This is a genomic window from Idiomarina piscisalsi, assembly GCF_002211765.1.
GTDB lineage: Bacteria > Pseudomonadota > Gammaproteobacteria > Enterobacterales > Alteromonadaceae > Idiomarina > Idiomarina piscisalsi_A.
Genome location: NZ_CP022133.1, coordinates 2,311,170 through 2,337,325, shown reverse-complemented (window position 1 = coordinate 2,337,325; position 26,156 = coordinate 2,311,170). Strand labels below are relative to the sequence as shown.

24 protein-coding genes are annotated in these 26,156 nt (G+C 48.9%); 20 read left to right on the top strand and 4 right to left on the bottom strand.

Annotation, left to right across the window (positions count from 1 at the left end; all coding sequences use genetic code 11):
* Positions 1 to 20: 20 nt before the first annotated feature.
* From CEW91_RS11130 to envZ, 11 genes are all read left to right on the top strand, one after another.
* A complete protein-coding gene (locus tag CEW91_RS11130; protein WP_088769060.1) occupies positions 21 to 311 on the top strand; it encodes a hypothetical protein in 291 nt (96 codons plus the stop codon).
* 135 nt (positions 312 to 446) lie between these two features.
* Positions 447 to 1,346: a lipid kinase gene (locus CEW91_RS11125; protein ID WP_088769058.1), complete on the top strand. Its 900-nt coding sequence runs from the start codon at positions 447 to 449 to the stop codon at positions 1,344 to 1,346.
* Between the two features lies 1 nt (position 1,347).
* Positions 1,348 to 1,788 carry a hypothetical protein gene (locus tag CEW91_RS11120; RefSeq protein WP_088769056.1) on the top strand — a complete coding sequence of 147 codons (441 nt, stop codon included), beginning with the start codon at positions 1,348 to 1,350 and terminating at the stop codon, positions 1,786 to 1,788.
* Between the two features lie 104 nt (positions 1,789 to 1,892).
* Positions 1,893 to 3,077, top strand: coding sequence for a GGDEF domain-containing protein (locus CEW91_RS11115; RefSeq protein WP_088769054.1), 1,185 nt, complete (start codon positions 1,893 to 1,895; stop codon positions 3,075 to 3,077).
* A gap of 15 nt (positions 3,078 to 3,092) precedes the next feature.
* On the top strand, positions 3,093 to 3,758 hold the full coding sequence (locus CEW91_RS11110; protein WP_088769052.1) for a YoaK family protein: 666 nt from the start codon (positions 3,093 to 3,095) through the stop codon (positions 3,756 to 3,758).
* Between the two features lie 125 nt (positions 3,759 to 3,883).
* Positions 3,884 to 4,897 (top strand): efflux RND transporter periplasmic adaptor subunit, encoded by a 1,014-nt coding sequence (locus tag CEW91_RS11105; protein WP_088769051.1) that lies wholly within the window; start codon positions 3,884 to 3,886, stop codon positions 4,895 to 4,897.
* Positions 4,890 to 8,114, top strand: a complete 3,225-nt coding sequence (locus tag CEW91_RS11100; protein ID WP_088769049.1) for an efflux RND transporter permease subunit — start codon at positions 4,890 to 4,892, stop codon at positions 8,112 to 8,114. The genes CEW91_RS11105 and CEW91_RS11100 overlap by 8 nt, the downstream gene beginning before the upstream one ends.
* The gene (locus CEW91_RS11095) at positions 8,104 to 10,695 is read left to right on the top strand and encodes an EAL domain-containing protein (RefSeq protein WP_232506966.1); all 2,592 of its coding nucleotides are present in this window, start codon (positions 8,104 to 8,106) and stop codon (positions 10,693 to 10,695) included. The genes CEW91_RS11100 and CEW91_RS11095 overlap by 11 nt, the downstream gene beginning before the upstream one ends.
* Positions 10,695 to 11,117, top strand: coding sequence for a potassium channel family protein (locus CEW91_RS11090; RefSeq protein WP_088769047.1), 423 nt, complete (start codon positions 10,695 to 10,697; stop codon positions 11,115 to 11,117). The genes CEW91_RS11095 and CEW91_RS11090 overlap by 1 nt, the downstream gene beginning before the upstream one ends.
* 102 nt (positions 11,118 to 11,219) lie before the next feature.
* A complete protein-coding gene (ompR, locus tag CEW91_RS11085) occupies positions 11,220 to 11,945 on the top strand; it encodes an osmolarity response regulator transcription factor OmpR (RefSeq protein ID WP_157776086.1) in 726 nt (241 codons plus the stop codon).
* Positions 11,945 to 13,270, top strand: a complete 1,326-nt coding sequence (envZ, locus tag CEW91_RS11080) for a two-component system sensor histidine kinase EnvZ (protein WP_088769045.1) — start codon at positions 11,945 to 11,947, stop codon at positions 13,268 to 13,270. The genes ompR and envZ overlap by 1 nt, the downstream gene beginning before the upstream one ends.
* Here the strand turns inward: envZ and sthA are convergent.
* On the bottom strand, positions 13,251 to 14,669 hold the full coding sequence (gene sthA, locus CEW91_RS11075; protein WP_088769412.1) for a Si-specific NAD(P)(+) transhydrogenase: 1,419 nt from the start codon (positions 14,667 to 14,669) through the stop codon (positions 13,251 to 13,253). The genes envZ and sthA overlap by 20 nt on opposite strands.
* 126 nt (positions 14,670 to 14,795) lie before the next feature.
* On the opposite strand from sthA, the gene nudE reads away from it, so the two are divergent.
* Both nudE and cysQ read left to right on the top strand, forming a co-directional pair.
* Positions 14,796 to 15,356, top strand: coding sequence for an ADP compounds hydrolase NudE (nudE, locus tag CEW91_RS11070; protein ID WP_088769043.1), 561 nt, complete (start codon positions 14,796 to 14,798; stop codon positions 15,354 to 15,356).
* Positions 15,349 to 16,161 (top strand): 3'(2'),5'-bisphosphate nucleotidase CysQ, encoded by an 813-nt coding sequence (gene cysQ, locus CEW91_RS11065; RefSeq protein WP_088769041.1) that lies wholly within the window; start codon positions 15,349 to 15,351, stop codon positions 16,159 to 16,161. Before nudE ends, cysQ begins: the two co-directional genes overlap by 8 nt.
* On the opposite strand, the gene CEW91_RS11060 is transcribed toward cysQ, so the two are convergent.
* A complete protein-coding gene (locus CEW91_RS11060) occupies positions 16,133 to 16,369 on the bottom strand; it encodes a YheU family protein (protein WP_088769039.1) in 237 nt (78 codons plus the stop codon). The genes cysQ and CEW91_RS11060 overlap by 29 nt on opposite strands.
* Positions 16,370 to 16,381: 12 nt before the next feature.
* The gene (locus CEW91_RS11055) at positions 16,382 to 18,295 is read right to left on the bottom strand and encodes an ATP-binding cassette domain-containing protein (protein ID WP_088769037.1); all 1,914 of its coding nucleotides are present in this window, start codon (positions 18,293 to 18,295) and stop codon (positions 16,382 to 16,384) included.
* 57 nt (positions 18,296 to 18,352) lie between these two features.
* Here CEW91_RS11055 and CEW91_RS11050 point away from each other — a divergent pair, with 57 nt between their 5' ends.
* Complete coding sequence (locus tag CEW91_RS11050) at positions 18,353 to 18,556, top strand: YheV family putative zinc ribbon protein (RefSeq protein WP_053953135.1); 204 nt, start codon at positions 18,353 to 18,355, stop codon at positions 18,554 to 18,556.
* On the opposite strand, the gene queG is transcribed toward CEW91_RS11050, so the two are convergent.
* A complete protein-coding gene (queG, locus tag CEW91_RS11045) occupies positions 18,553 to 19,680 on the bottom strand; it encodes a tRNA epoxyqueuosine(34) reductase QueG (RefSeq protein ID WP_088769035.1) in 1,128 nt (375 codons plus the stop codon). The two genes, CEW91_RS11050 and queG, sit on opposite strands and share 4 nt — an antisense overlap.
* A 14-nt stretch (positions 19,681 to 19,694) precedes the next feature.
* Between queG and CEW91_RS11040 the strand changes: the two genes are divergently transcribed.
* The 6 genes from CEW91_RS11040 to hfq all read left to right on the top strand — a co-directional run bounded on the left by CEW91_RS11040 (position 19,695) and on the right by hfq (position 26,144).
* Positions 19,695 to 21,227 carry an NAD(P)H-hydrate dehydratase gene (locus tag CEW91_RS11040; protein WP_088769033.1) on the top strand — a complete coding sequence of 511 codons (1,533 nt, stop codon included), beginning with the start codon at positions 19,695 to 19,697 and terminating at the stop codon, positions 21,225 to 21,227.
* A gap of 1 nt (position 21,228) precedes the next feature.
* Complete coding sequence (gene tsaE / locus CEW91_RS11035) at positions 21,229 to 21,687, top strand: tRNA (adenosine(37)-N6)-threonylcarbamoyltransferase complex ATPase subunit type 1 TsaE (RefSeq protein ID WP_088769031.1); 459 nt, start codon at positions 21,229 to 21,231, stop codon at positions 21,685 to 21,687.
* Complete coding sequence (locus CEW91_RS11030) at positions 21,684 to 22,994, top strand: N-acetylmuramoyl-L-alanine amidase (protein WP_088769029.1); 1,311 nt, start codon at positions 21,684 to 21,686, stop codon at positions 22,992 to 22,994. The genes tsaE and CEW91_RS11030 overlap by 4 nt, the downstream gene beginning before the upstream one ends.
* Positions 22,994 to 24,772 (top strand): DNA mismatch repair endonuclease MutL, encoded by a 1,779-nt coding sequence (mutL, locus tag CEW91_RS11025; protein ID WP_088769027.1) that lies wholly within the window; start codon positions 22,994 to 22,996, stop codon positions 24,770 to 24,772. The genes CEW91_RS11030 and mutL overlap by 1 nt, the downstream gene beginning before the upstream one ends.
* Positions 24,759 to 25,709 carry a tRNA (adenosine(37)-N6)-dimethylallyltransferase MiaA gene (miaA, locus tag CEW91_RS11020; RefSeq protein WP_088769025.1) on the top strand — a complete coding sequence of 317 codons (951 nt, stop codon included), beginning with the start codon at positions 24,759 to 24,761 and terminating at the stop codon, positions 25,707 to 25,709. Before mutL ends, miaA begins: the two co-directional genes overlap by 14 nt.
* Before the next feature lie 177 nt (positions 25,710 to 25,886).
* Complete coding sequence (hfq, locus tag CEW91_RS11015) at positions 25,887 to 26,144, top strand: RNA chaperone Hfq (RefSeq protein WP_053953128.1); 258 nt, start codon at positions 25,887 to 25,889, stop codon at positions 26,142 to 26,144.
* The last annotated feature ends 12 nt before the right edge of the window (positions 26,145 to 26,156 follow it).

Below are 26,156 nucleotides of genomic sequence, written 5' to 3'. Positions count from 1 at the left end.
ACGACTAAAGGAATAAAGCCATGAGAGAAATATTACAACAAAAAACCGCCTTTGCCTGGGTCTTACTGACGACCTGCGGCCTTCTATTTATCCCGTTGGTTGCCATGCAGTTTAGCAACGATGTTCAGTGGGCTCTCTCCGGTTTCGTGATAATGGGTGCGTTATTGTTAGTGGTTGGCTCTTCGCTAATACTTCTCGCTCGAAAACTGTCCAAAAAGCAATTCCGGCATGCAGCCATTGTCGTCTTACTGGGCTTTATTTATGTTTGGGCTGAGCTGGCTGTCGGTGTCTTTTTCTCGTTCGGCAGCTGATATTTGATGCCTACTTTATCACTAGATTGAGCCAGCCTCACCACCCTCAATAGCGTAAAAATTCCGTCAGTGCTTTGAAGCTCCTCTGCAAAGCCCTTATAGTGAAATCAACACTTACAAAAAACGGACTGAACAATGCAGCATGCGCTGTTAGTGGTGAACCCGAAAAGTCGTGATGGTCACGCTGACGAGCTTGACGACGCTATTGCGTTATTTCGGAGCGCTGGCGTTGAAGTAGACGTGTGTGTGACGGAAAGTCCCTCGGATATGGTGTCCTGCATTGAAAATTACGACAAGGAAAACGGTGTCATTATAGTCGCCGGTGGTGACGGAACCATTAGTGCAGCGTTAGAGCCAGCTCATAAATACAATCAGACCTTGGCGATTTTGCCGATGGGCACGGCGAATGACTTAGCGCGTTCGTTAGGCGTCCCGCAGGATATTGTGCAAGCAGCCCGGGTTATTGCGAACGACAAGCGTGAGCGCATTAACCTTGCAAAGGTGAATAACCACTACTTTGTGAATGTGGCGCATATTGGGCTGGGTGTAGAGGTCACGCACGAGCTTACCTCAGACATGAAAAAGTACTTTGGTGTGTTCGCGTATCTTGGTGCCTTTATTCGTGTCATTAAACGCAATAAAAGCTTCAGGGTCAGTATAAGCGCTGACGGCGACGAAGAGCGCTTAAGAGCAATTCACTTAGCGGTGGGTAATGGTCGCTTTTACGGTGGCGGCAATATTGTGGGCGAAGACTCGACCCTGTTAGATGGGCAACTGAACTTATTTTGTTTGAAGCCTCAGCGCTGGTGGCAGTTGCTGTTACTGGGTTTTAATTTGCGAAATGGTAACTTGCGGGTGGCCGAGCGTGTGGTGTGTAAAAAAGTCCAAAAAATGAGTGTTAAGGCGTCAAAACCCAAGCAAATTCATGCCGATGGTGAACATAAAACCGATACGCCCGCTGAATTTGAGGTGATACCGAAAGCAATAGAGGTTATTGTGGGCGATATGCCGAATCCAACGAAGAGCAAGGAATAATATGCCGATTTTACGCACAGATGATCAGGCCGATAGTATCGAAATTCTAAAGCTGATTGTTGAGACCAAGGACTACTACCGAGAAATAGCGAACGTGCTGGAAGACGGTGAGCTGGCGAATAAATTAGAGACCATTGCTGACGAACGAGCGTCTTTTATAGAGCCGTTTGAAAAGGTTGTTAAAGAGCTGGGAGAGCTGCCGGCCAAACCCGACCCCGACAAAACGTTGATGCAGGTGATTGAAGGTGAACTGACAAAATTGTTCTCGGTCGATGCGAAAAACGCGATTCTGGATAAGTGCCTGCAGGAAGATGAAGCGCTGGAAACCGCTGTAAAGAACACCCAGCTGGGTCAACAGTCTGCGGAATATCAAAGGCTGCTTGATGAACTGACCGAGAATATTAGCGATACGGAAAAGACGGTTCACGCGTTGAAAGGGTAATGTTTTTGTTTGTAAAACGTTAAAAAAATACTGCAAAGCGACGTAAAAAAGGTCAAAATTAGCCATTACTCGTTCAATTGAAACTGCTTTAGCAGGGAAAGCATTTGTCACAACAACAAGAACAAAATGACATACATTGGCTAACGGGTCAGTTTTGCGATAGGCAAAAAGAGCTAAATTACCGATACTTTATTGCCCCCAATGTTCGCTCTGACGCGCGGCTGGCGTTAATTCTGGCGTCCGCTATTTTTGCCATGTTCGGCATTACCGACTACAACCTTCTCGGGCTTACTCAAGAATACTACTTGCTGCTGACCATGCGTATTACGGTAGTGAGCTCGTGTCTAGCGATAGCGTTTATTATTGGCAAAACCGGCGGTTATGCTAAAAAAGCCTGGCTACACGCCTTGCCGCTTTGGATTTTTGCGATAGGTATTATTCTTATTGTGCCACTGCGTCCGGAGAGCATTGGCACTCAGGTTACTGCCATTGTAGTTGCTTTAATCGCGTTCTATTTGCTGATTCCTAATTTATTGACGGTAGCGGCGCTGGCGAGCGCGTTTGTGAGTATTACCTTTTTGGCAGCCGCGATGATGTATGCCGGAGTGAGTGCGGAAGGGGCTGTTCGGATAGGTCTGTTAATTGCAATGGCCAATATCGTCGGCTATTCGTCACTTCGGCGCTTAGAGCGGCTGCAGCGAAAGCAATATGCGTTACTGAATGAAGAACGTGATCAAAACCGGAACTTGCTTCAGGAAATTAAGCACCGCAAGTCGCTGGAGGCGCAGCTCCGTATGGTGGCAGAACGTGACACGCTGACCGGTGTGGACAGCCGAAGTCACTTTATGAAGCGGGCGGAAGCTCTGCTGCAACGGTCTCGGTTGGAAGGTGCGTCGTTTTGTTTGTTCATGATAGACGTCGATCATTTCAAGAAAATTAATGACACTTGGGGTCACACTCGTGGCGACGTCATTCTGACCAAAATAGCCGCAGTATGTCAGCAGTCACTTCGTCCAACCGACATTATTGGCCGCTTTGGTGGTGAGGAATTTGTTGTCGGTTTGCCCCATACAAGCCCTGCTGATGCCACTGTCGTGGCCGAGCGCTTAAAGCACAATGTCGAAGCACTCTCTTTAGACAATGAATTTAAAGACCTGCAACTGAGCGTGACCATAGGCGTTGCTGTTGCCACTCCGGAAGACGACCTCGATGCACTCATTACCCGCGCCGACAACAGACTGTATGAAGGCAAGCGCGACGGGCGGAATAGGGTGGTGTCGTCATCCTAGAAAGGACAAAAAGCATTGATATCTAAACTGCCTAAATGGATTGAGTACGGGGCGTTTGTGCTAGCCTTTGTTGCCGGGTGCATTAACGCGATTGGTTTGCTTGGCTTTGAGCACCAAGCGGTGTCTCATGTTTCAGGTACTGCCACGTTATTTGGTACCAGTATGTTGACTAGCTCTTTCGGGGATATTTTGCATTTAGCGGGAGTGCTGTTCTCGTTTTTTGTTGGCGCAGGTCTTTCGGGTTTTTTACTTCACGGAACACGATTAAAGCTTGGCCGGCATTACGATACGGCGCTTGCGCTAGAGTCACTGCTGATATTTGCCTCTTTTTACTTGCTGTCCGAAGGGTCTATTTACGGACATTACACTGCTTCATTGGCTTGCGGCATGCAGAACGCCTTGGCGACGACCTATAGTGGTGCCATTGTGCGAACCACCCACCTGACCGGTATATTTACTGATTTAGGTATCATGTTTGGCGCCATCATGCGTGGCGAAGTCTTTGATAAAAGAAAAGCGATATTGTTTGGGCTCATTATTGCCGGCTTTATCAGTGACGGAACGTCGGGCGCCTATTTGTTCACACAGCTGCAGTTCCAAGCCCTGCTTGTGCCGGGGCTTATCTGTTTAATGCTGGCAGCTTTGTATCGTTTGCACTACAAACGTATCCGCGAAATTTGAGCCTTCTGGTAACTTGCCTAACTTCCTGTTCCATCAACAAATTTGACCTATCTGAAGCCTCTATTACACTTGATGCAAGTAGTGTTACTATCGAAGAAACTCAACAACACATTTCGGTGAATGTCATGAAAACGGATATTTTTAAGTCGGCGCTAACGGCGTTTCTGCTGGCCGGTCTACTAGGATCACCGGCTTTGGCTCAAGAGTCGTTCACCGTAATAAAGCAGCCAATCAATGAAGCGTTAAGCCTGGAAGGCGTGGTTGAGGCTATTAACCAAAGCACTGTGTCAGCGCAAACCTCGGGGACTATTGTTGAGCTACCGGTGGATGTCGACGATGCGGTAGCTGCCAACCAGCTCATTGTGCGCCTGGATGCCACAGAACAAAAAGCGCGACTGAATCGAGCGGAAGCGAATTTAGAAAGCGCTCAGGCGACATTGAGCGATGCGCAAAAACGTTTTAAGCGCATTAGTGAACTGTATGAACAGAATGTCGCTTCAGAAGCTGAAAAAGATGAGGCAGAAACGCAACTGGAAACCAGAAAAGCTGGCGTCTCTGACGCAAAAGCCGCGGTAGAAGAAGCTCAAAAGCAGTTGAGCTACACCGAAGTGCGAGCGCCATACGCCGGTATTGTTACGGAACGTTTTGTTGAATTAGGCGAGTCAGTTCAACCGGGTCAGCCGCTGATGTCAGGGCTTTCACTGGAACAGCTAAGAGTGGTTACCGAGTTACCTCAGCAATACGCAAGTTACGTGCGCGATAACCGCAAAGCAGACGTTGTTACTGATGATGGTCGAGAATTGTCGATTGCCTCTATGACTTTTTACCCCTACGCAAGTGAGCAGTCACACACATTCCGACTGCGTTTGAACTTACACGATCCCGAAGGCGCCTTATTCCCTGGTATGTTGGTAAAAGTGAAAGTGGCGGTTGGTGAACGTAATGCCTTGCTTGTACCCAAAAACGCTTTATTGATAGAAGGCGAATTTCGGGGAGTGTATGTTTTGGGGGAAAGCGATACGCCTCAGCTGCGGCAGGTGCGCGTTGGTGAACGCACAAACGGTCAGGTGGAAATACTGGCTGGCTTAGCCGAAGGCGAGCAAGTTCTCGCGTCCGCGGAGGCCATGCTCGATGAGTAACAGCGATAAAAAGCTGGGGCCGTCTGGCGTTATCGCCGATATTTTCCAGCGTTCGGAACTCACTCCACTCATATGCTTGCTTGGCATTGTTATGGGGATTGTGGCTGTGCTCATTACCCCGAAAGAAGAAGAGCCGCAAATTGACGTCACCATGGCTGACATTATGGTGGGCTTTCCCGGCGCTTCTATGCAGGAGGTTGAGCAGCTTATTGCCATACCGGGTGAGCAAATTCTCAGCGAAATGCCTAAAGTAGAGCACGTTTACTCGGTGTCTCGTGCAGGTCAGGCGGTACTGACGGTGCAGTTTGAGGTGGGCGTGCCCAGGCAGGAAGCGCTGGTTACGCTTTACAACAAGACACAGTCGAACGTCGACTGGTTCCCTCCGGGGCTAGGTGTTATGCAGCCGGTGGTAAAACCCCGCAGCATTGATGACGTGCCGATAATGACGCTCACACTTTACGACAAAGATCAGGTAAAAAGCGCGGAGCAATTAACGGCGTTGGCGCACCGGCTGGAAATTGCGTTAAAACAAATTCCGGGTACGCGTGACATTAAAACGCACGGTGCTGTACGTCAGCATGTCAATGTTGAAGTGGATAGCAGTAAGCTTTCGGGTTACGGCTTAACGGTGTTAGACATAAAACAAGCCATCGATGCGTCAAATACTGCGGGGCCGGAAACGCGGGTAACGCAAAATGGCTTGTCGGTACCGTTTCAGGCCGGTGGCTTTCTGCAGTCAGTCGATGATATGAAGTCTTTAGTGGTCGGCACCGAGAAGGGGCGCCCCATTTATCTGACCGATGTTGCTGCTGTTAAAGACAGCGGTAGCCAACCGGCGCAGTCTGCTTTAATGGGTGGTGTAGATAACGACTCTCAGGTGTATCCGGCGGTGACGTTGGCGGTGTCTAAAAAGCCGGGCGAAAATGCCATTGATATAACCAATGCGGTTCGGCAGCGGCTGGCTGAATTAAAGAACGAACTGCTCCCGCCGGATATAGAGGTATCTGTTACGCGCGACTATGGTAAAACAGCGACCGATAAGTTTAACCAGTTAGTGTCAGATCTTATTTCTGCGACGGTGTCGGTGATATTGCTGGTGTTGCTGAGCATGGGCTGGCGCCAGGCCGTTATTGTCGGCATTGCGGTCATGGTGACCCTGCTGTTTACCCTGGTGTTCAGTTGGGCATGGGGCTTTACCTTAAACCGGGTGTCATTGTTCGCACTCATTTTCTCAATTGGCATTTTAGTCGATGACGGCATTGTTATTACTGAGAACATTCACCGACGAGTACGCAACTCCAAAAAAGCCTTGACTGAAACTATTCCCAAAGCCGTTGATGAGGTGGGGTCGCCAACGATTATGGCAACGCTGACCATCATGGCGGCGTTAATTCCTATGGCCTTTGTCAGTGGGTTAATGGGCCCTTATATGAGCCCAATTCCGATTAATGCGTCTGCCGGCATGGTGTTTTCTCAGTTAATGGCCTTTATTGTGGCGCCTTGGCTGGCGCTGCGGCTGTTAAACAAAGAGCGCGGCAAAGACAGTGAAGATGAAAGTGACTCGGCAGCCGGCACGTCAGATAAACTCAAAGCGGTTTTCGAGAAGCTATTAAGACCGCTGTTAGGCGACAAGCGCAGGGGAAGGCGAGCTCTGTTTGGTGCCGGTGTTTTTGCGTTATTAATTTTGGTGATGCTGTTACCGGTGTATAAAGGTGTCATTCTCAAGATGCTGCCCTTTGATAATAAGTCAGAGCTGCAAATTGTGGTTGATATGCCCGACGACGCTGCTATGGAAGAAACGCAGCGACTGCAGGTTGCGCTAGGTAATTATTTAACCACTGTCGACGAAGTGGATAGCTGGCAAGCGTATGCGGGGAAGGCATCGCCCATTAACTTTAATGGTTTGGTGCGTCAGTATTATCTGCGGAGTCAGCCTAATCAGGGCGATATTCAGATTAATTTAAAAAATAAAGAAGAGCGTGAGCGCGCTTCGCACGAGATTGCCCGTGATATACGCTCGTCGTTAACCGACATAGCTCAGCCTTTTGAAGCGGCAATAAAAGTGGTTGAAGTGCCGCCGGGACCGCCCGTGTTAGCACCAATAGTGGCTGAAATTTATGGCGGGAATGCAGAGCAGCAAATTGATTTAGCTGAAACGATTCTGGCTAAAATGTCTGACGTTAGAGGGCTTGTCGACAAAGATTCAACCGTAACCGATGACGTTGCTCGCTGGTTCCTGATGATTGATCGGCAACGTGCCGCACAACTGGGCATTTCTCAACAGCAGGTGACTCAGTCATTAATGCTGCTTATTAATGCGCAGCCAGCGGGCTATTTACATAAAGACACAGCGAAGTATGCCGTCCCTATACTGGTACAGTTAAATGAAGGTGCTAAAGCACAGAAACAGCAGATACTCTCGCTTAATGTTCGCTCACAAAACGGTGCTATGGTACCAATATCGTCGTTTGCCTCTTTGGAAACAGAGCAGTGGCAGGGCAGTCGTTACCACAAAGACTTGCAGCCGGTGACTTATGTGCAGGCAAATATGGCGGGCGAAACTGACTCACCCATATACGGCATGTTTGAGCTGGTCTCATTAATTGATGAAATGGACAACCCACCGGAGCAGTTTTTTATCAACCAACCTTCCGCAAACGGACCGGTTGCTATTAAGTGGGACGGTGAGTGGCAAATTACCTACGAAACCTTCCGAGACATGGGAGTTGCGTACAGCGTGGGTATTTTCATGATATTTGTACTGCTGGTTGCTCAATTCCGTTCGTATTTGATGCCGTTAATTATTATGTCACCAATACCCTTAACTCTGGTGGGTATATTGCCGGGTCATTGGTTACTGGGGAAAGAATTCACTGCCACTTCTATGATAGGTATGATCGCCTTAGCCGGTATTATTGTGCGAAATTCCATTTTGCTGGTGGTGTTTATTCGTCAGCTTATCGATGAAGGTTACTCACTGGAAGACGCAGTGGTGCTTTCCGGCGCTGTACGTTTAAAACCAATAGTATTAACGGCAGTATCGGCTATGATAGGTGCATACTTCATTTTGTCTGACCCTATATTCAATGGTTTAGCCATTTCGTTGATGTTTGGTCTAGCGGCATCGACGCTCTTAACCGTTCTGGTCGTTCCGCTGCTGTATTATGGACTTTATGACTATTTAGCGGACAGTAAAGGGCATAAACGTGACCGTTAATTATTTGCGACTATTCATTTTGCGTTATATCCGATATCTGCTGATACCGTTTGCGGTTGTCAGTGCATCGGTAATGGCACAAGAGACTGCATTGAAAGTCGGTGTCTACCACAACCCGCCAAAAATCATGTTCGATGAAGATGGCGAACTAAGCGGTATTCATGGTGACTTATTAATGCTCATTGCAGAGCGTCATGGTTGGCAGCTTATTCCGGTTGAGTGTGAGTGGGAACAATGCTTGCGTCAGTTAGAAGCTGGCGATATTGATATCATGCCGGACGTTGCTAAAACGTCCGCGCGCGGCGACAGGATGTCCTTTCATCGTGAGCACGTATTGCTCAGTTGGTCTCAAATCTACGCGAGTGAAAAAGCGGGTATTACAAACGTTCTTGACCTTAATGGAAAGAAAGTCGCGGTATTAAAAGAATCAGTGCAGCAAAAACATCTACAGAATATTATTGCCAGCTTCGAGCTATCAACTGAGCTTGTCCCTGTAAATTCATTTGCGGCAGGCTTTGAAGCCGTTAATAACCAAGAAGCTGATGCGGTAGCAACAAATCAGTTTTTCGGAAATCAGCAAGTCGCGACGCGCAAAATTGAAATGACACCCATTATGTTTTTGCCTAATAAATTGTACTTTGCCATGCGCCAAGGTAGCGGTAGTGAGGTGCTGGATACGATTGATCGTGACATTCGCCAGTTAAAAGCCGATAAGCAGTCAGAATACTACCAAATTATAAAAAACTGGAGCTCGCAACAGCAACCTATTCAAATTCCTACTTATTTCTGGTGGCTACTCGGATTATTAGCTCTGGGGTTATGTGTTGGTCTGTTATTTAACTACGAATTGCGCAAAAAGGTCCGTGAGAAAACGTCTGAGTTAAAAGAGAATAAACAACGGTTAGACACGATTTTAGGCAGTGTCGATGCCTATATCTTTATTAAAAATACGAAACTACGCTATGAATACGTGAACCAGCGAGTGCTTGACCTGTTTGACAGAGAAGAAAGCGATATTCTCGGAAAGGATGACTACGACTTATTTGATAAAACGACAGCCGATGAGCTGGTTGAGGCAGACCGAAAAGTGCTTTCCACGCAAGAGCGCTCGGCACAAGCCGAGGTGAATTATCTGCCCGGCGACAAAACACCACACCATTACTGGTCTACCAAAGTACCTTTATACAATGCTAGTGACGAATTGGTCGGCATATGCGGCATTTGTACCGATGTCTCCGAATACAAGCAAATGAAAGAAGAGCTGGACTCTTTGGCGTACTTTGATCCGCTTACAGGGCTTGGTAACAGACGCTTTATGCTCGATAGGTTACGTCAGGGGTTAAAACGTTATACGAAAGAGCACAGTGACGGCGCGTTAATTCTGCTCGATATTGATAACTTCAAGCACTTGAATGACAGACGGGGTCACGGAGTGGGTGACGAGCTGTTGATTCAGTTTGGTCAGCGTTTGGAACAAGAATTACGCCAGCAAGACGACGCGGGGCGCCTGAATTCTGATGAGTTTATGGTGTTTTTACAGCAGCCCCGTAATGGCAATTATGTCATGGTGGAAGAGCTGAGAGAACGCCTCACGACCTTGTTGAATAAGTTGACTGCACCTTATGTACTGGATGGGGAAGAAGAACAAGTGTCTGTCAGTATGGGCGTTGTGTTGTTGTCAGATGCCGCTTCCGAGAAAGAGATATTACAAGCCGTTGACTTGGCATTAACTCAGGCCAAAGAAGCGAGCGGGCCGCACTTGCAGTTCTTTAATGCTGGTTTGCAGAGACGGTTTGCGCACCAGCAGGCATTGTTGTCTGCGTTAAGAAAAGCGATAACTGAGGAAGCGCTGCAAGTCTATTATCAACCTCAGTACGAACGTGTGAGCGGCTCGAATCAAATAACGTGCATGGGTTACGAAGCGTTAGTGCGCTGGCATGACGATGAATTAGGTTGGATATCGCCGGGTGAGTTTATTCCGCTGGCGGAAAGTGAGGGGTTAATGCGCAGTGTGCATAAGCTCGTAGTAAAAAAAGTACTAGCGGATACACCAACGTTGCAAACTTTGAACCCAGAGAAACCAGTACGAGTAGCTATTAACGTAAGTGCTAGTCAGTTTAAGCACAGTAAGTTCGTTGATGACATGAACCAACAAATGAAAGTTGCCGGGGTATCAGGGTCTGCCATTGAGTTGGAAATTACGGAGAGTTTACTCATTGATGATATTGAGCAAACGGCTAAAACCATGCACGAGCTGAAAGAGTCTGGTATCACATTCGCTTTGGATGACTTTGGAACGGGCTATGCGTCGCTGGGTTACTTAAAAGAGCTGCCGTTGAATCGCCTTAAAATCGATCAGTCGTTTGTGCAGGATCTCACACAAGACAGCAACGCCACGGCCATAGTACAAACGATTTTAGCCTTGGGTCGGAGTCTTGAAATTGAGGTTATTGCCGAAGGTATTGAAACCGACGAGCAGTTAGCAACACTTGAAAAGCTTGGCTGTTCACAATTCCAGGGATATTATTTTTCTCGCCCCGAGCCCTTGCATGCATTAAGGAATGCAAAGGAAACGACATAATGTTGGTGTCTTTTCTATGTAACTCAATAGTTGTGGGCTTAGCGGTACTGTTCCATTACGAGGCGTTAAATCGTATTGGTTGGCTAATCACTCATATACGAGTTTTCACGCAAATTCGCATCATGTTTGGTGTCTTCCTGGCGCTTATTGCACATACTATTGAAGTTGCTATTTTTGCGGTCGCTTATTACCTGATGCATCATCGAGATGGTTTTGGTGATTTAACCGGTAACTTTGACGGCAGTTTTTTGGACTCGCTGTATTTTTCTTTTACGGTATTCACGACGGTTGGCTTCGGGGATATTGAGCCAACCGGAGCGTTACGTTTTTTAACGGGTATTGAGAGTCTAACGGGGCTTGTACTTATTACCTGGACCGCCTCATTCCTATACGTTGAAATGCAACGCTACTGGCATCGGTAGCGAAAAGATAACTGAAACATTTGTTAACAGAAGCTGGCTTCTCTCGGTATGTAAAGCGGTGTATCTTTATGGGTAGGCATGGCAGCTTGAGATACTAAAATTATGATGCAGGAAACATTAAAAGTTCTGGTAGTTGACGACGACGCACGGCTTCGTAGCTTGTTGGAGCGCTATTTAACGGAGCAAAACTTTACCGTTCGCGTGGCGCAGGACTCTGAGCAGATGGACCGCTTGCTGACGCGTGAAAACTTTCATTTGATGGTGCTTGATCTCATGCTGCCGGGAGAAGATGGGCTGTCGATTTGTAAGCGCTTGCGGAACGAAGGCAATAACATACCCGTCATTATGCTGACCGCCAAAGGCGACGAAGTGGATCGTATTATTGGTCTGGAGCTCGGTGCGGATGACTACCTGGCTAAGCCGTTTAACCCGCGTGAGTTATTGGCCCGTATTAGAGCGGTACTGCGCCGTCGAGGCTCAGAGGCGCCTGGCGCTCCGTCACAGGAAGATCAAGAAATAGAATTTGGCGAGTTTCGCCTTAATCTTGGTACCCGTGAAATGTTCCATGGCGACACGCCTATGCCATTAACCAGTGGTGAATTTGCGGTACTGAAGGCCTTAGTGACCCATGCCCGCCAGCCATTGTCCAGAGACAAACTCATGCATTTGGCGCGGGGTCGTGATTACAGCGCCCTTGAGCGTTCTATCGATGTACAGGTGTCACGCTTACGCCGTATGTTAGAAGAAGACCCTACTAAGCCTCGTTATATTCAAACCGTGTGGGGACTCGGCTATGTGTTTGTGCCCGACGGTAAACTGAAAAGCTAATGAAGCTGTTTCCAAAGTCAGCGTTTGCCAGAACGGTTGCGCTGCTTGCACTGATTTTGCTGATAAACCAGGTCGTTTCTTACGTCATGGTGAGTAACTATGTGGTTAAGCCCTCCATTGAGCAAATTAATGAGCTTATTGCCAAGCATATTCGCACCATGTTTATTCCTCGCCAGCACTCACCTGAAACCGAGCGTGAGCTTATCGAGCGCTACCGGAAAGAAACAGGTATAGAGATATTCAGTGACTCAGAAGCCAGAGAAAATGGCCTGACTAACTCTACTTATTACGGCTATTTGTCTGACGATATGAGCACGATGCTAGGTGGTGAGGCTGTTGTCCGTGTGTCGCAGGGAAGTGAGTTTTTTATTTGGGTGAAGCCACCCAAAGCGCCTGACTTTTGGATACGGGTGCCGTTAGAAAGCATGCAAAAAGGACAATTTTCCCCGCTGATTATGTATTTGCTGCTTATTGGCGTGTCGAGTGTATTGGGCGGCATGCTGTTTGCGAACTGGTTAAACCGTCCGTTAAAGGCGTTGGAAGAGTCAGCGAGAAAAGTTGGGCGAGGTGAATTTCCTAAGCAGTTGGAAGAGAAAGGCGCAAGCGAAGTTATGGCGGTAACTCGTGCGTTTAACCACATGTCCAAAGGCATTCGCGAGCTGGAAAACGACCGTAACTTACTCATGGCGGGCGTTTCACATGACTTACGTACACCATTGACGCGTATTCGGCTAGCGGCAGAAATGATGCCCGAAGACGACACGCTGGCGCAGGGCATTGTTGAAGACATCGACGACATGAATGACATTATCGATCAGTTTATTGACTATGTTCGCCTTGACCAACAAGAGAAGAGCAGTCGAGAGTCACTCAATGAGCTGATAGAACAAACCGTTGCCAACGTGCCCGACAACTGGGAAAAACATTTTGAATTGGCGTTGGGTAACTTACCGTTAGTTTGGTTGCGACCTTTGTCCATGAAACGCGTTATTGTGAACTTACTGGAAAACGCAGAGCGTTACGGTAAGCAAAATGTACTGGTCAGCTCCGGCTACGATAAAAAACAAAAAAGTGTGTGGTTCAGCGTCAGCGATGACGGTCCCGGTATTCCCGAAGAGCAACAAGCGAAATTGTTCCAGCCCTTTATGCAGGGCGACAAGGCTCGTGGTGGCGTAGGCTCCGGGCTGGGATTGGCAATTATTAAGCGCATTGTTGACCGTCACGACGGTTGCATCACATTAAAAAACCGCCCGGAAGGCGGTTTGTGTGTGCGAATAGAGCTACCGCTTCAGGCCGTCTCCAAACCTACAAAGCAAGACGATTAATGCCGTTTAAGGCGGCTACCCGATAAGCTTCGGCCATGGTTGGGTAGTTGAATGTGGTATTCACAAAATAGTCGATGGTGTTGCCGCCGTTTTTCTGCTCCATAATGGCTTGGCCAATGTGAACAATTTCGGATGCCCGTTCGCCAAAGCAGTGCAAACCCAATAGCTCTCGAGTTTCACGGTGAAACAGCAATTTCAAACAGCCAACGTCAGCGCCGGAAATTTGTGCACGCGCCAAGTGTTTGAACTGAGCACGTCCCACCTCGTAAGGCACCTTCATTTCGGTCAACTCTTCTTCCGTTTTACCAACGGAGCTGATTTCCGGAATCGTATAGATGCCGGTCGGTATATCGCTGACTAAGGCTTTGTCACTTTCGCCATTAATAATGGATGAAGCGCAAATACGTCCTTGGTCATACGCTGCGCTGGCTAAGCTGGGATAGCCGATAATGTCGCCCACTGCATAGATGTTGTCGACTGAGGTTTGGTAATTTTCATTGACCTCCAGCTGACCACGATAGTTTGGCTCCAGCCCGACAACGTCGCAGCTCAAGTCTTCGATATTACCCGAGCGTCCATTAGCGAATAATAAGCAGTCCGCCGCCATGGTTTTACCCGACTTGGTTTTTAGTACCACTTTGTCGTCATAGCCAGTAATACTTTCATATTCTTCGTTATGGCGAATAACCACACCGCTGTTGCGTAGGTGGTAACTGAGGGCGTCCGATATTTCCGCATCCAGAAATGACAGTAAGCGGTCGCGTTGGTTGATCAGGTCGACTTTAACGCCCATGCCACGGAAGATACTGGCGTACTCACTACCAATGACACCCGCACCGTAAATCAAAATGGTTTTTGGCTCGTGTGACAGCGACAAGACTTTGTCGGAGTCGTAAATACGCGGGTGGTCAAAGTTGATGTCTCCCGGATGGTACGGGCGGGAGCCTGATGCAATCACGACGTGCTTGGTAATCAGGTCGTCAACGGAGCCATCCAGCTTCGTGACGCGAATACGGTGCTTGTCTAAAAATGAGGCGGTGCCGTGCACGACAGTGACATCATTACGCTCATAGAATGAGCTGCGCAGCTTAACCTGCTTGCGAATAACGGACTCTGCATAGTGCAGAATGTGGCTGAAGGTCATACCGCTTTGCCAACCGGGGCCCGAAAACAGCGGGTTGTTGTTGTATTCAATCAGTCGGCTAACCGAGTGCCGTAATGCCTTTGATGGAATCGTTCCCCAGTGCGTACAACCGCCCCCAAGCGCTTTATGACGTTCAACAATGGCAACGTTATAACCACTTTTGGCAAGTTGCATTGCAGCGCCTTCACCGCCGGGACCTGTACCAATTACCACCACGTCAAATTCGGTTTCTGTCTCGGGCTTTTGCGTTGTCATAATGCTCACTTCTTTATTCGCTACAATGGCTTGAATACTAGCACTCATTCTAAAAACCGTAAATTCAGACTGTTTTCTGTACGCAGAGTCGTTATAGTAAAGAGAGACAATGACTTGGATGGTTGTATGACAAAGAAGCAAGTCCCTCAAATTTTATCCCGTCGTGTGGTAGCTCAAAGTCGGCTGCTGCGCATTGAAGCGGTCGATTTAAAGTTTAGCAACGGTGAGCAGCGTCAGTTTGAACGCATGAAAGGCAGTGGTCGTGGCGCCGTTATGATTGTGCCCTGTCTGGACGACAAAACATTGCTGCTTATTCGCGAATACGCGGCGGGCTCTCACGATTACCAATTGGGTTTCCCGAAAGGTTTGATTGACCCCGGCGAAACGCCGGAAGAAGCGGCGCAGCGAGAGTTAAAAGAAGAAGTTGGCTATGGCAGTCATAACCTCGAGTTTCTAACAGAAGTGTCGATGGCACCACAGTTCTTCTCCGCAAAAATGCATATCTTTGTCGCAACCGATCTTTATCCTGAGAGCTTGCCCGGTGATGAGCCGGAGCCTCTGGAAAAGGTCACCTGGGCGGTAGATGACGCCGATAATTTATTAACTCAGCCAGACTTCACCGAAGCGCGCAGTGTCGCGGCATTATTGATGTTGCTAAGAAAACGAGGTCAGTCTGCCGATGCTTGAGACATTAAAATCGATTGCCAAAGAGGCCGGCGATGTCATCATGACCATGTACGAACGCCGCGACTACAAAACATCTGAAAAGCGTGATGATTCACCGGTGACGACGGCTGACATTGTGGCCAGTGAATTAATTGAAGATCGCTTGCGGCAGCACTTCCCTCATATTCCGGTATTGTCGGAAGAAAGCGACCACGAGAACTACAATGAACGCCGTAAGTGGCAATCTTACTTTCTTATTGACCCCATAGACGGGACGCAAGAGTTTATTGCGCGATCTGGCGATTTCGCGGTGAATATCGCCTATGTTTCGAATAATGAACCCGAAATGGGCGTTATTTTCTGGCCGGTCGGTGAAGCGTTGTATTATGCAGAGAAAGGTCAGGGGGCGTTTAAGGAAGACGCCGTTGAACGACAAAAGATTTCAGTCCGTAAGCTGCAAAATCCAGAGTCTGATCCTCTCATTATTGCCATCAGTCGCCGTCAGGCGCGGGAGCCGGTGTTAAGCCGCATGCAAACCCAACGTGATCTTCAGCCACTGCCAACGGGCAGTTGTTCCTTAAAGTCCTGCTTTATCGCTGAGGGCAAAGCGGACTGTTTTTTACGGTTGGGACCGACAGGGGAGTGGGATACAGCGGCCTCGCAAGTGATTGTCGGCGAAGCCGGCGGACGCATTGTGAATGAGAACTTTGAGCCAATTACCTACAACCGAACGGTCAGTTTATTGAACCCAAACTTCTTAGTGTTGGGTGATCAAAGTGTGCCGTGGGAAGAGGTATTTATTGCTCGTCGTCCGCGTTTCCGGTAACACGGTCTTTGGGCACTACGTCGACACTTTCATGTAGTTCTGAGAACACAATAACGGCTTCCCCGCTTTTCACTTGCTCTCTGAGTTGCTCAACTTTGGTGTCAAATGACACCTCCTGCGAACCATAGTCGGTACCTTCACGCAGCACCACGGACTCAAGTAGATTGTTCAAGGTTTCAGTGTCCACTTCTTGCCATGGAATAATCATAAGTACTCCTGTTTAGTCGCTCTCTGACTGAAGCGTTTCGGTCAGCTCTGCCAATGACTCTTCCGCTTCCATCCAGGTTTCTTCCAGTTCACTCAGCTCTTTTTGAGCGGCGGTTTGCTTGTCTAATAATGTTTGTAAGTCTGTTTTTCGATCGTCGTTATACAGGCTGTTGTCAGACAATTTGTCGTGCAGTTCAGCGAGCTCGTTTTCTAAAACCTGTATGCGCTTTTCGGCTTTTTCAATGGTCTGACGCAGCGGTTTCGTCTTTTGGCGCATTTCCGCTTCTTTGCGTTTTTGTTCTTTGCGATTGTCTCGCTGGCGACTTGGTGCGGTTTGCTCTGCTCGTTTGTCATTAGCGGCTCGCTCCTGCAGCCAGGCATGGTATGCATCTAAATCACCATCGAAGGTCTCCGCCTTTTTATCGGCTACCAGACAAAACTCATCGACCGTTGTGCGCAATAGGTGACGGTCGTGCGATACCACAATTAACGCGCCTTCGTACTCTTGCAAGGCCGCAACCAGAGCGTCGCGCAGCCCTAAATCTAAATGGTTGGTGGGCTCATCAAGTAGCAATAAGTTAGGCCGTTGATAAATAATGAGAGCCAGCGCTAAACGCGCTTTTTCACCGCCGGACATGGGCTCAACCGGGCGTGTGGCATGATCACCGGAAAACCCAAAGCTACCTAAAAAGTCACGCAGTGCTTGCTCGCTGGCGCGGCTGTCCATGCGCTGTAAATGCAACAGCGCGGACGCGGACATATCCAGTGTTTCCAGCTGATGCTGAGCGAAATAACCAATCCGCAAGCCAGGATTGGCAATGCGCTCACCGGACATCGGCTCAAGCTCACCAGCTAGTAGCTTAATTAACGTCGATTTACCCGCACCATTGCGGCCAAGAAGCCCCAGGCGGGTACCCGGCACCAAGTTCAGTTTGATGTGCTCAAGAATGGTGGTATTGCCGTAACCGGCCTGTGCGTCCCGCAGTGTCAGTAATGGGTTCGGCAGCTTTTCCGGCTCTAAAAAGTGAAAGTCGATACCACTTTCCGCACGCAGCGGTGCTTGTGTCGGTAGTTTCTCAATGGCTTTCAGGCGGCTTTGAGCCTGCTTAGCCTTGCTGGCTTTATAGCGAAAGCGGTCAACGTACTTTTGCAGATGTTGGCGCATGACCTGCGCCTTTTCAAATTCACTTTGCTGCTGGGCCAAATGCTCGGCGCGCTGACGTTCAAATTGCGAGTAATTGCCTTTGTATGTGTTCAGCTTCTTATGCTCAATATGGACTATGTCAGTGGTCACAGAATCGAGGAAGTCGCGGTCGTGCGAAATAAGAATCAGCGTCCCTTCGTATTGCTTGAGCCAGCCTTCCAGCCAGAAAATAGCGTCGACGTCCAGGTGGTTAGTGGGCTCATCAAGCAGCATTAAATCAGCGCGGGCTATCAGTGCTTGAGCCAGGTTTAAACGCATACGCCAGCCACCGGAAAAGGCTTTTACAGGCTGCTGCAACTGCGATTGAGTGAAGCCTAGGCCTGCCATCAGTGACGCGGTTCGCGCTTGTATATCGTAAGCGCCAATGGCGGCTAATTTGTCGTGGCAGTGTGCAATTTGCTCGCCGTTATTGGCGGCTTCTGCGTCGGCTAATTGTGATTCTAAGGTTCGATATTCGGTGTCACCGTCCATGACGTAATCAATCGCGGCTTTTTCCAGTGCCGGTGTGTCCTGTGCCACGCTGGCAATGCGCCACTCTGAGGGGACGTGCAAGTCGCCGGTGTCGGCGTGGAGTTCGCCTTTCAGCATTGAGAACAGCGATGACTTCCCACAGCCATTGCGGCCGACTAAGCCGACTTTGTGTCCCGGAAATACTTGTAAGTCGCTGTCTTCAAATAAAACATCACCACCACGCATGAGGCTGATGCTTTGCGCTCGAATCATAAATCACTCTGCGTTATCATTAACTACGTTGCAGCCAATTCTAACACAGGAGTTGTCGTGGCTAGACAAAAGAAACGATTTATCGCTGGTGCCGTTTGCCCGAAATGCGAGGCCATGGACACGCTCATGTTGTTCATTGAAAACGACATAGAACAAGTGGAATGTGTGCAGTGCAAACACCGCTTTAGTGAACCAAAAGAGCAGGGCGGTGGCAGCGAGCGTCAGTTTGACCAAGTTATTGGCGTATTTAAGCCAGACTAAGCGTCTCGTGGCAGGCCCTTTTCTACTGCGCGAACCAATCGTTTCAGCTGTTTGGTGACCTCAGCAACGCCAGTGCGCTGACGCTCCAGCGCCCAGTCGATGTGTTCTTGCACCATGTCGGTGACGCCTTCGGTTTTATTCTCGAGAGCTTCTATAATGGTGGCGTCTGAAGGCGCATTACCTAAAGCAACAGCCAAGTTTCGCAACCAACATTCATAGCCTATGCGGCGAATAGGCGAGCCTTGTAAGTTGTCCAAAAACTGCTGCTCTGTCCAAGCCCATAACTCGAGTAACTGCGGTGAATGCAGCTCCTGACGAGGACTAAAGTCGTCTTCGTCGGTGAGTTGAGCGTAGCGGTTCCAGGGACAAATGAGCTGGCAGTCGTCACAGCCATAAATGCGGTTACCAATAAGCGGGCGAAACTCTTCAGGAATGGCGCCGCGTAGCTCAATGGTTAAATAAGAAATACAGCGTCGCGCATCCAACTCATAAGGCGCGACAATGGCTTGAGTAGGGCAAATGGTCATACAGGCAGTACAGGTGCCGCAACCTTCTTCAACGGGTTCATCAACGGGCAGCGGCAGGTTGATAAGCAGCTCGCCTAAGAAAAACCAGGAACCGCTGTCTCTGTCTAAAATGAGTGTGTGTTTTCCGGTCCAGCCTAAACCGGCTTTTTCGGCAAGAGGCCTTTCCATAATAGGCGCAGAATCGACAAAAGGTCGAAAGTCGGTACCGTCAAACTCAGCTTTTATCCGATCGCCGAGTTGTTTTAAGCGTTTGCGCATAAGCTTGTGGTAATCACGACCCAATGCATAGCGGGAAATATACCCTTTGCTGCCGTCTTTTAGCGTCTTGGCGAAACCTGCTTCAACGGGCAGGTAGTTCATACGCACAGAAATGGCTCTGACCGAGCCGGGGTGTAACTCTGCCGGACGCGCCCGCAGCATGCCGTGGCGCTCCATAAAGTCCATTTCGCCGTGATAGCCATTGTCCAGCCACTGCTGTAAAGTGGCTTCATGTTGACTAAGATCTAAGTCAGTAATACCCACTTTTTGAAAACCCAGCTCTGCGCCCCAACGCTTAATATCATTGGCCAGTTGCTGGTAGTTAATGGAATTGGACATGGTCAGGAGTAGCTATGACGGCAATTGATAATGTCAGTTTAGCACAACGCGTGTACACCGTGGAACAGGTGCAACAAGGCGAAGAGGCGGCCGCTGAAGCCTGCTCAATTAGTATGATGCAGCTGATGTCTGCAGCGGGCACCGCCGTGTTTAAGCAACTGCAAAACGACCTGAAAGCACCGGCCAAAATAGCGGTATGTTGCGGTGAGGGCAATAATGGCGGTGACGGCTATATTATCGCCCGCTTGGCGCGGGAAGCCGGCTATCAGGTCGACGTGTTTGCCCTGTCACCGGACAAGACGCTTTCTTCGAAAACGGACAATAATGCAGAGCGAGCGCGCTTAGCCTGGCGCGAAAACGGTGGCCAAGAAAAAGTCGTTCATGACTGCGCTCCCCAGAATTATGACCTGATTGTTGATGCACTGTTTGGTGTGGGACTTAACCGCGCCTTAGAGGGAACAGCGGCCGAGCTTGTGCAAAACTTAAATGACGCTTCTGCAAAAGTGTTGGCGGTGGATGTGCCGTCGGGATTGAATGCGGATACAGGTTCGGTACCTGGAGTCGCTGTTCACGCCTATAAAACGGTTTGCTTAGTTGCGTATAAACGAGGGCTGTTGACCGGAAAAGCGAAGAATCATGTTGGGCAGTTAGTGCTGGAAGACCTGGGTATTGGGGAGGCGTTTGCGAAGCAAAACAACGCTGGCTATACCAGAATGGCGGCTGAGCATGTTATGAATTGGCTACCTCTGCGACGCCCCTGTGAACACAAAGGCAATAACGGTCATGCACTTATTGTTGGTGGCCAGCCGGGTATGTCCGGGGCGGTTGTGCTGGCAATGAAAGCCGCGCTGCGCTGCGGTGCAGGTAAAGTGTCGGTCGCTTGTCACCCCGAGGTTCAGCCAGTTGTTGCCGCCGCACAGCCTGAAGCTATGGTACGCGCGGCCAATTCTCAGAATGACCTCCAGGCATTAATGGAACAAGCCAGTGTCATCGCTTTAGGTCCGGGTCTTGGTCAGAGTGAATGGTCGCACAAGATGTTTGAGTGGGTGACAAATTATTGCCAGCAGTCTGATAAGACATTAGTTATTGATGCCGATGGATTGAATACTTTGTCTTCTCAGCAATCCAAAATGAAGCGTGGGAAACACGTCATACTGACCCCACACCCGGGTGAAGCGGCTCGATTATTAAATACCGATGCAAATAAGGTAGAATCTGACCGCTTTGCAGCATTGAGCGCTTTGCGCGATACATACGAAGCGCAAATTTTATTAAAAGGCGCGGGCTCGTTAGTGACCAATGACAGCGGGCAGTTTATTCTGGATGTTGGTAGTCCGGCAATGGCCAGTGGTGGTATGGGTGACTTGTTGACTGGCTTGATAAGCGGCCTGGCTGCACAGGGGATGACTGAAGCGGATGCGGCTGTTGCCGCCGGTGTATGGCATGCCAGAGCCGGAGAATTAGCGGGTAATGAAGGTGAGCGCGGAACCTTAGCGTCGGACTTGTTGCCTTATATACGTCAATTAGTGAATGGAAAAATAACGTAAAATGAGTGAGGTTTTCGAGCAAACATTGTCGAACGAAGAAGCCACGTTGGCATTGGCGAAACGCTTTGCAAACAGTATAAAAGAGCCCGTTGTGGTTTATCTGGAAGGCGAATTGGGGGCGGGTAAAACAGCTTTTTGCCGTGGGGTTATTCAGGCGATGGGTCATGAGGGTGCGGTAAAGAGTCCAACCTATACCCTGGTAGAGCCATATCAGTTAAGCGGTTGGCGCATTCATCATTTCGACCTTTACCGCCTGGCCGATCCGGAAGAGCTCGAATACATGGGTATTCGTGACTACTTTGCCGACGACACGCTCAACTTTATTGAATGGCCGGAAAAAGGCGCAGGCTGGCTTCCGGACGCAGACATTGAAATTGCCTTAAGCTATTATGAGCAAGGCAGAAAAATAACTATAAATGCGCTAACTAACGCCGGAAAAAATATCGTTACATCATTATGATAAAAAAGTTTTGGGTTGTGCTTGTCGCCTTATGCTCGTTCAGTGTGTGGGCAGACAACAGTATTGAAAGTGTCCGGGTGTGGCCATCGCCGGACAAAACTCGTGTGGTTTTCGATTTATCGGAAACCCCTGATTACTCCTATTTCATGCTGAGTCAGCAGAAACCCTATCGGTTAGTCATAGACTTTGAGAATACCCGGTTGAAAGCCGGGTTAACCAACCTGGGTGAAGATTCTTTATTGGTGCGAAAAGTGCGTACCAGTAGCCCTAAGAATAATCGCAGCAGTCGGATAGTCATTGAGCTGAATTCGAAAACAGAGCCTAATCTTTTTGTGCTTCCCGCGAACGACTCATACAAAGATCGCTTAGTCGTTGATCTCCCCGGTAAGTCAGTTGAACGTAGCGGCCCGGCAAAGTCGATTGATGAGTTGAAAGATCGCAAAGTGACTATCGCGATTGATGCCGGTCATGGTGGTGATGACCCGGGCTCGATTGGTCCTAGAGGCACTTACGAAAAGAATGTCGTGATTCGCATCGCAAGAGCGTTGGCAAAAATGATCAATGATGACCCAGGCATGCAAGCGTATCTCGTTCGCACGGGCGATTACTATATCGGCTTGAACGAGCGGCCGCAAAAGGCCTGGGACGCTAAAGCCGACTTCTTTGTCTCGATTCACGCGGATGCCTTCAGAACACCCCAGCCACGCGGTGGTTCGGTTTGGGTATTGTCTAAACGTCGGGCTGACTCAGAAATTGGTCGTTGGCTTGAGAACCGAGAGCAAGAGTCAGAGCTGCTGGGTGGGGTGACGGACATTTTAAGTAAAAACAGCCACGAGCCGTACTTGGCCGAAACACTTCTGGATATGTCGATGGACAGTTCTATTGCAGGGGCTTACAGCGCGGCTCGACATATTATTGACGAAATGTCCGCCATCACGGAGATGCATAAAACCAGACCTCAGGCCGCGAGTCTTGCTGTACTGAAATCACCGGATAAGCCGTCGTTGTTGGTCGAAACGGGATTTATTTCTAACCCGGATGAAGAGCGATTACTGACCAGTAATGCGCACCAACAAAAGATGGCGCGCGCGCTATACAATGGTATTCGCCGGTATTTTGTGAGTAATCCGATAGACAATACCTATTTGGCGAATCAAAACAGCTTTACTTACACCGTCAAATCGGGCGATTCGTTGTCGGTTTTGGCTCAGCGCTACAACACGACAGTGAAAGCAATAAAAGCTGAAAATAGCTTACGAAGTAACGTCCTTAAAATTGGGCAAAAACTGACAATTCCGAGCCGTTAATGCCAATTCAACAGTTACCCATAGAACTCGCTAACCAAATTGCTGCCGGTGAGGTCGTTGAGCGTCCTTCATCCGTGGTGAAAGAATTAGTCGAAAATGCGTTAGACGCTGGCGCCGATGAACTGGTTTTAGATATAGAGAAAGGCGGCAGTAAGCGTATTCGCATTCGCGATAATGGTGGGGGAATTGTTCGTGACGAGTTGACGCTGGCGTTGAGTCGTCATGCGACCAGTAAGATTCAGTCGTTAGAAGACTTAGAGCGCATTGGCAGTTTAGGCTTCCGGGGGGAAGCGTTGGCAAGTATTAGCTCAGTGTCGCGGCTGCGTTTAACCTCTAAGCCAGCGGAGCAAAGCGAGGCTTGGCAGGCGTGGACAGAAGGCCGCGACATGCAGGTTAATGTTGAGCCTGCCGCTCATCCTAACGGCACCACGGTCGATATTCAGGATTTGTTTTTTAACACTCCCGCCCGGCGTAAGTTTTTGCGCACAGAAAAAACCGAGTTTAGCCATATTGACGAAGTCATAAAACGTATTGCGTTAAGTCGATTTGATGTGGCATTTCAGTTGACTCATAACGGCAAAACCTTGCGGCGGTATCCTAAAGCAGAGTCTCAAAAGCAACAGCTGCAGCGTGTCGCAAAAATTTGTGGCGGTCAGTTTGCTGAGCAGGCGTATCAGTTACAAAGTCCGGAAGGTGAATACAAGTTAAAGGGCTGGATGGTGGCGCCTGAACATTGCCGGTATCAGGGCGATGTGCAGCACTTCTTCGTTAATGGCCGTATGATGCGCGACAAGCTTTTAGCGCACGCTGTACGTCAGGCTTACGAAAAGTACCTGCCTGCTGACCGGGTGCCAACGTATATTCTTTATTTCGAACTGCCAGCCGAACAAGTGGATGTGAATGTGCATCCGGCTAAACATGAAGTGCGTTTTCATTACCAGCGTCAAGTGCACGACTTTATCCTGACTCAGATTGAACGTGTATTACGCTCTTTAACCGAGGTGCCACCGAATAGTGCATCCGAGGGAGAGCCTGCTGCTTTTCGCGACGACAGTTATGAAAGTGCGCGCGGTCATCAGTACCAGCCGGCCGATACGTCGGCAATGCGCGAAAGCAGTCGTTATTCTGTCGCCCCGCGAAGAGCGATGGGTTCCTTGCTGCCTAATGCCGTAAAGAGTGGGGTAGGAAACGCCTCGAGTCAGGCTGTATCGCCTTCCTTCGTAGCGAGTTCCGCAAGCCCTCATAAAACAAGCTCTTCGGCTAAAAGCTGGCGCTTACTGTCACTGTTTAATGGGTATCAGGCATTAATAAAAAACGCCAACTCATTGGCCTGGCTGAACATACAACAGGTACATTCCGTTTGCGCGCAGACGAGGCTGACCCAGCAAGTTGAGGGAGGGCTGTCCGGACAGCCGTTATTAGTGCCTGTGACGGTATCGGCAAAGGAATTCAAAACGCCGGTAAGTCAATGGCCGGAACAGCAGTTGAACCAACTGGGTGTTATGTACTACCGCCAAAAAGACACAATCGTCATAGAGCAAATGCCGGAAATGCTCCGTAGAGGCAATGTTGCACTGTTATTTAAGCAGCTACTGGAGCAGGTATCAGAGAGCTCAAACGGTCAAGTCATAAAGTGGCTGACAGCCCTTGTAGCTAAAAATGAATACAGTACTACTGAGGCTGAGCATTGGCTAAATCAGTGGCAAGAGCAACTGAACGCGTCTGCTACCTACCTCCAGCCTATCGATATACCAGAGGGATATCATGCAAACCACTAATGCGGTGATTACCATTTACGGACCAACAGCCGCAGGAAAGACAGCTTTGTCTCTCGCGCTGTGCGAAAAACTCGACTGCGAAATTATTTCAGTCGACTCGGCGCTTATTTATCAAGGAATGGATATCGGTACGGCAAAGCCAACCGCTGAGGAGCGTTCTAAAGTAACGCACCACCTTATCGACATCTGCGACCCGTCAGAAACATACTCAGCCGCCGATTTTCAGCGCGATGCACTGCGGCTAATTGATGATATTCAGACACGCGGAAAAGTTCCGTTGCTGGTCGGTGGCACTATGTTGTACTTCAAAGCTTTACTCGAAGGGTTGTCGCAGCTACCTGAGTCCAATGCTACCGTTCGTGAAGCCCTTACTGAAAGAATGGAAGCCGACGGGCTTGCTGCTTTGCACAATAGGCTTAAAGATATTGACCCGGTAAGCGCTGAACGGATTCATCCGAATGATTCTCAGCGAACCCTGCGCGCACTGGAGGTGTATGAAGTGAGCGGAAAAACGCTGACGGAGCTCACTAAAGAACGCTTTGGTCAATTGGATAAGCCCGTTTACCAGTTCGCAATTGCGCCTAAAGAGCGTGCCGTATTGCATCAGCGTATTGAGCAGCGCTTTGATCAAATGCTCTCAGAACCTTTTGAGGACGAAGTCAGAAAGCTGTTTGAGCGCGGCGATTTACATAAAGACTTGCCCTCAATTCGCAGTGTCGGTTATCGCCAAATGTGGCAATACTTACAAGGTGAGTTGACGTACGACGAAATGAGAGAGCGCGGCATTATTGCCACCCGACAACTTGCGAAACGTCAGCTAACGTGGCTGAACGGCTGGCCAGGCGTGACTTGGCTGGAAACAGACGACCCGCATATGAACGATAAAGTCGAGGTCGTTTTAGCTCAGCCTGCGCAAAAATTTCCTGGCCAGGATTGAAATTTTCTCAACCGCCCACAGATCCGATTAGCGAATAAATGAGTAATTTTTAACGTTTTTCCGGTTGCAAAAATTCTTTACTGGTCTAGTGTGTTTACAGGTGGTAGCAAATTGGCGGTGTTATCACTTTTTGTGTTTCGCATTGGATAATTAATAACGATAAAAAAGGAATCCAAGATGGCCAAGGGGCAAACTCTACAAGACCCGTTTTTAAATGCATTGCGCCGTGAGCGCATTCCGGTATCCATTTATTTGGTGAATGGTATTAAGCTGCAGGGTCAAATTGAATCATTTGATCAATTTGTCGTATTGCTAAAAAACACCGTTAGCCAAATGGTTTATAAACACGCTATTTCGACTGTCGTCCCGGCCAGAATTCCTCAGAATTACTTACCTCAGCAAGCAGCTGAAGGCGTGGCTGAGTTCGACGATTAACTTTAAGAAAAG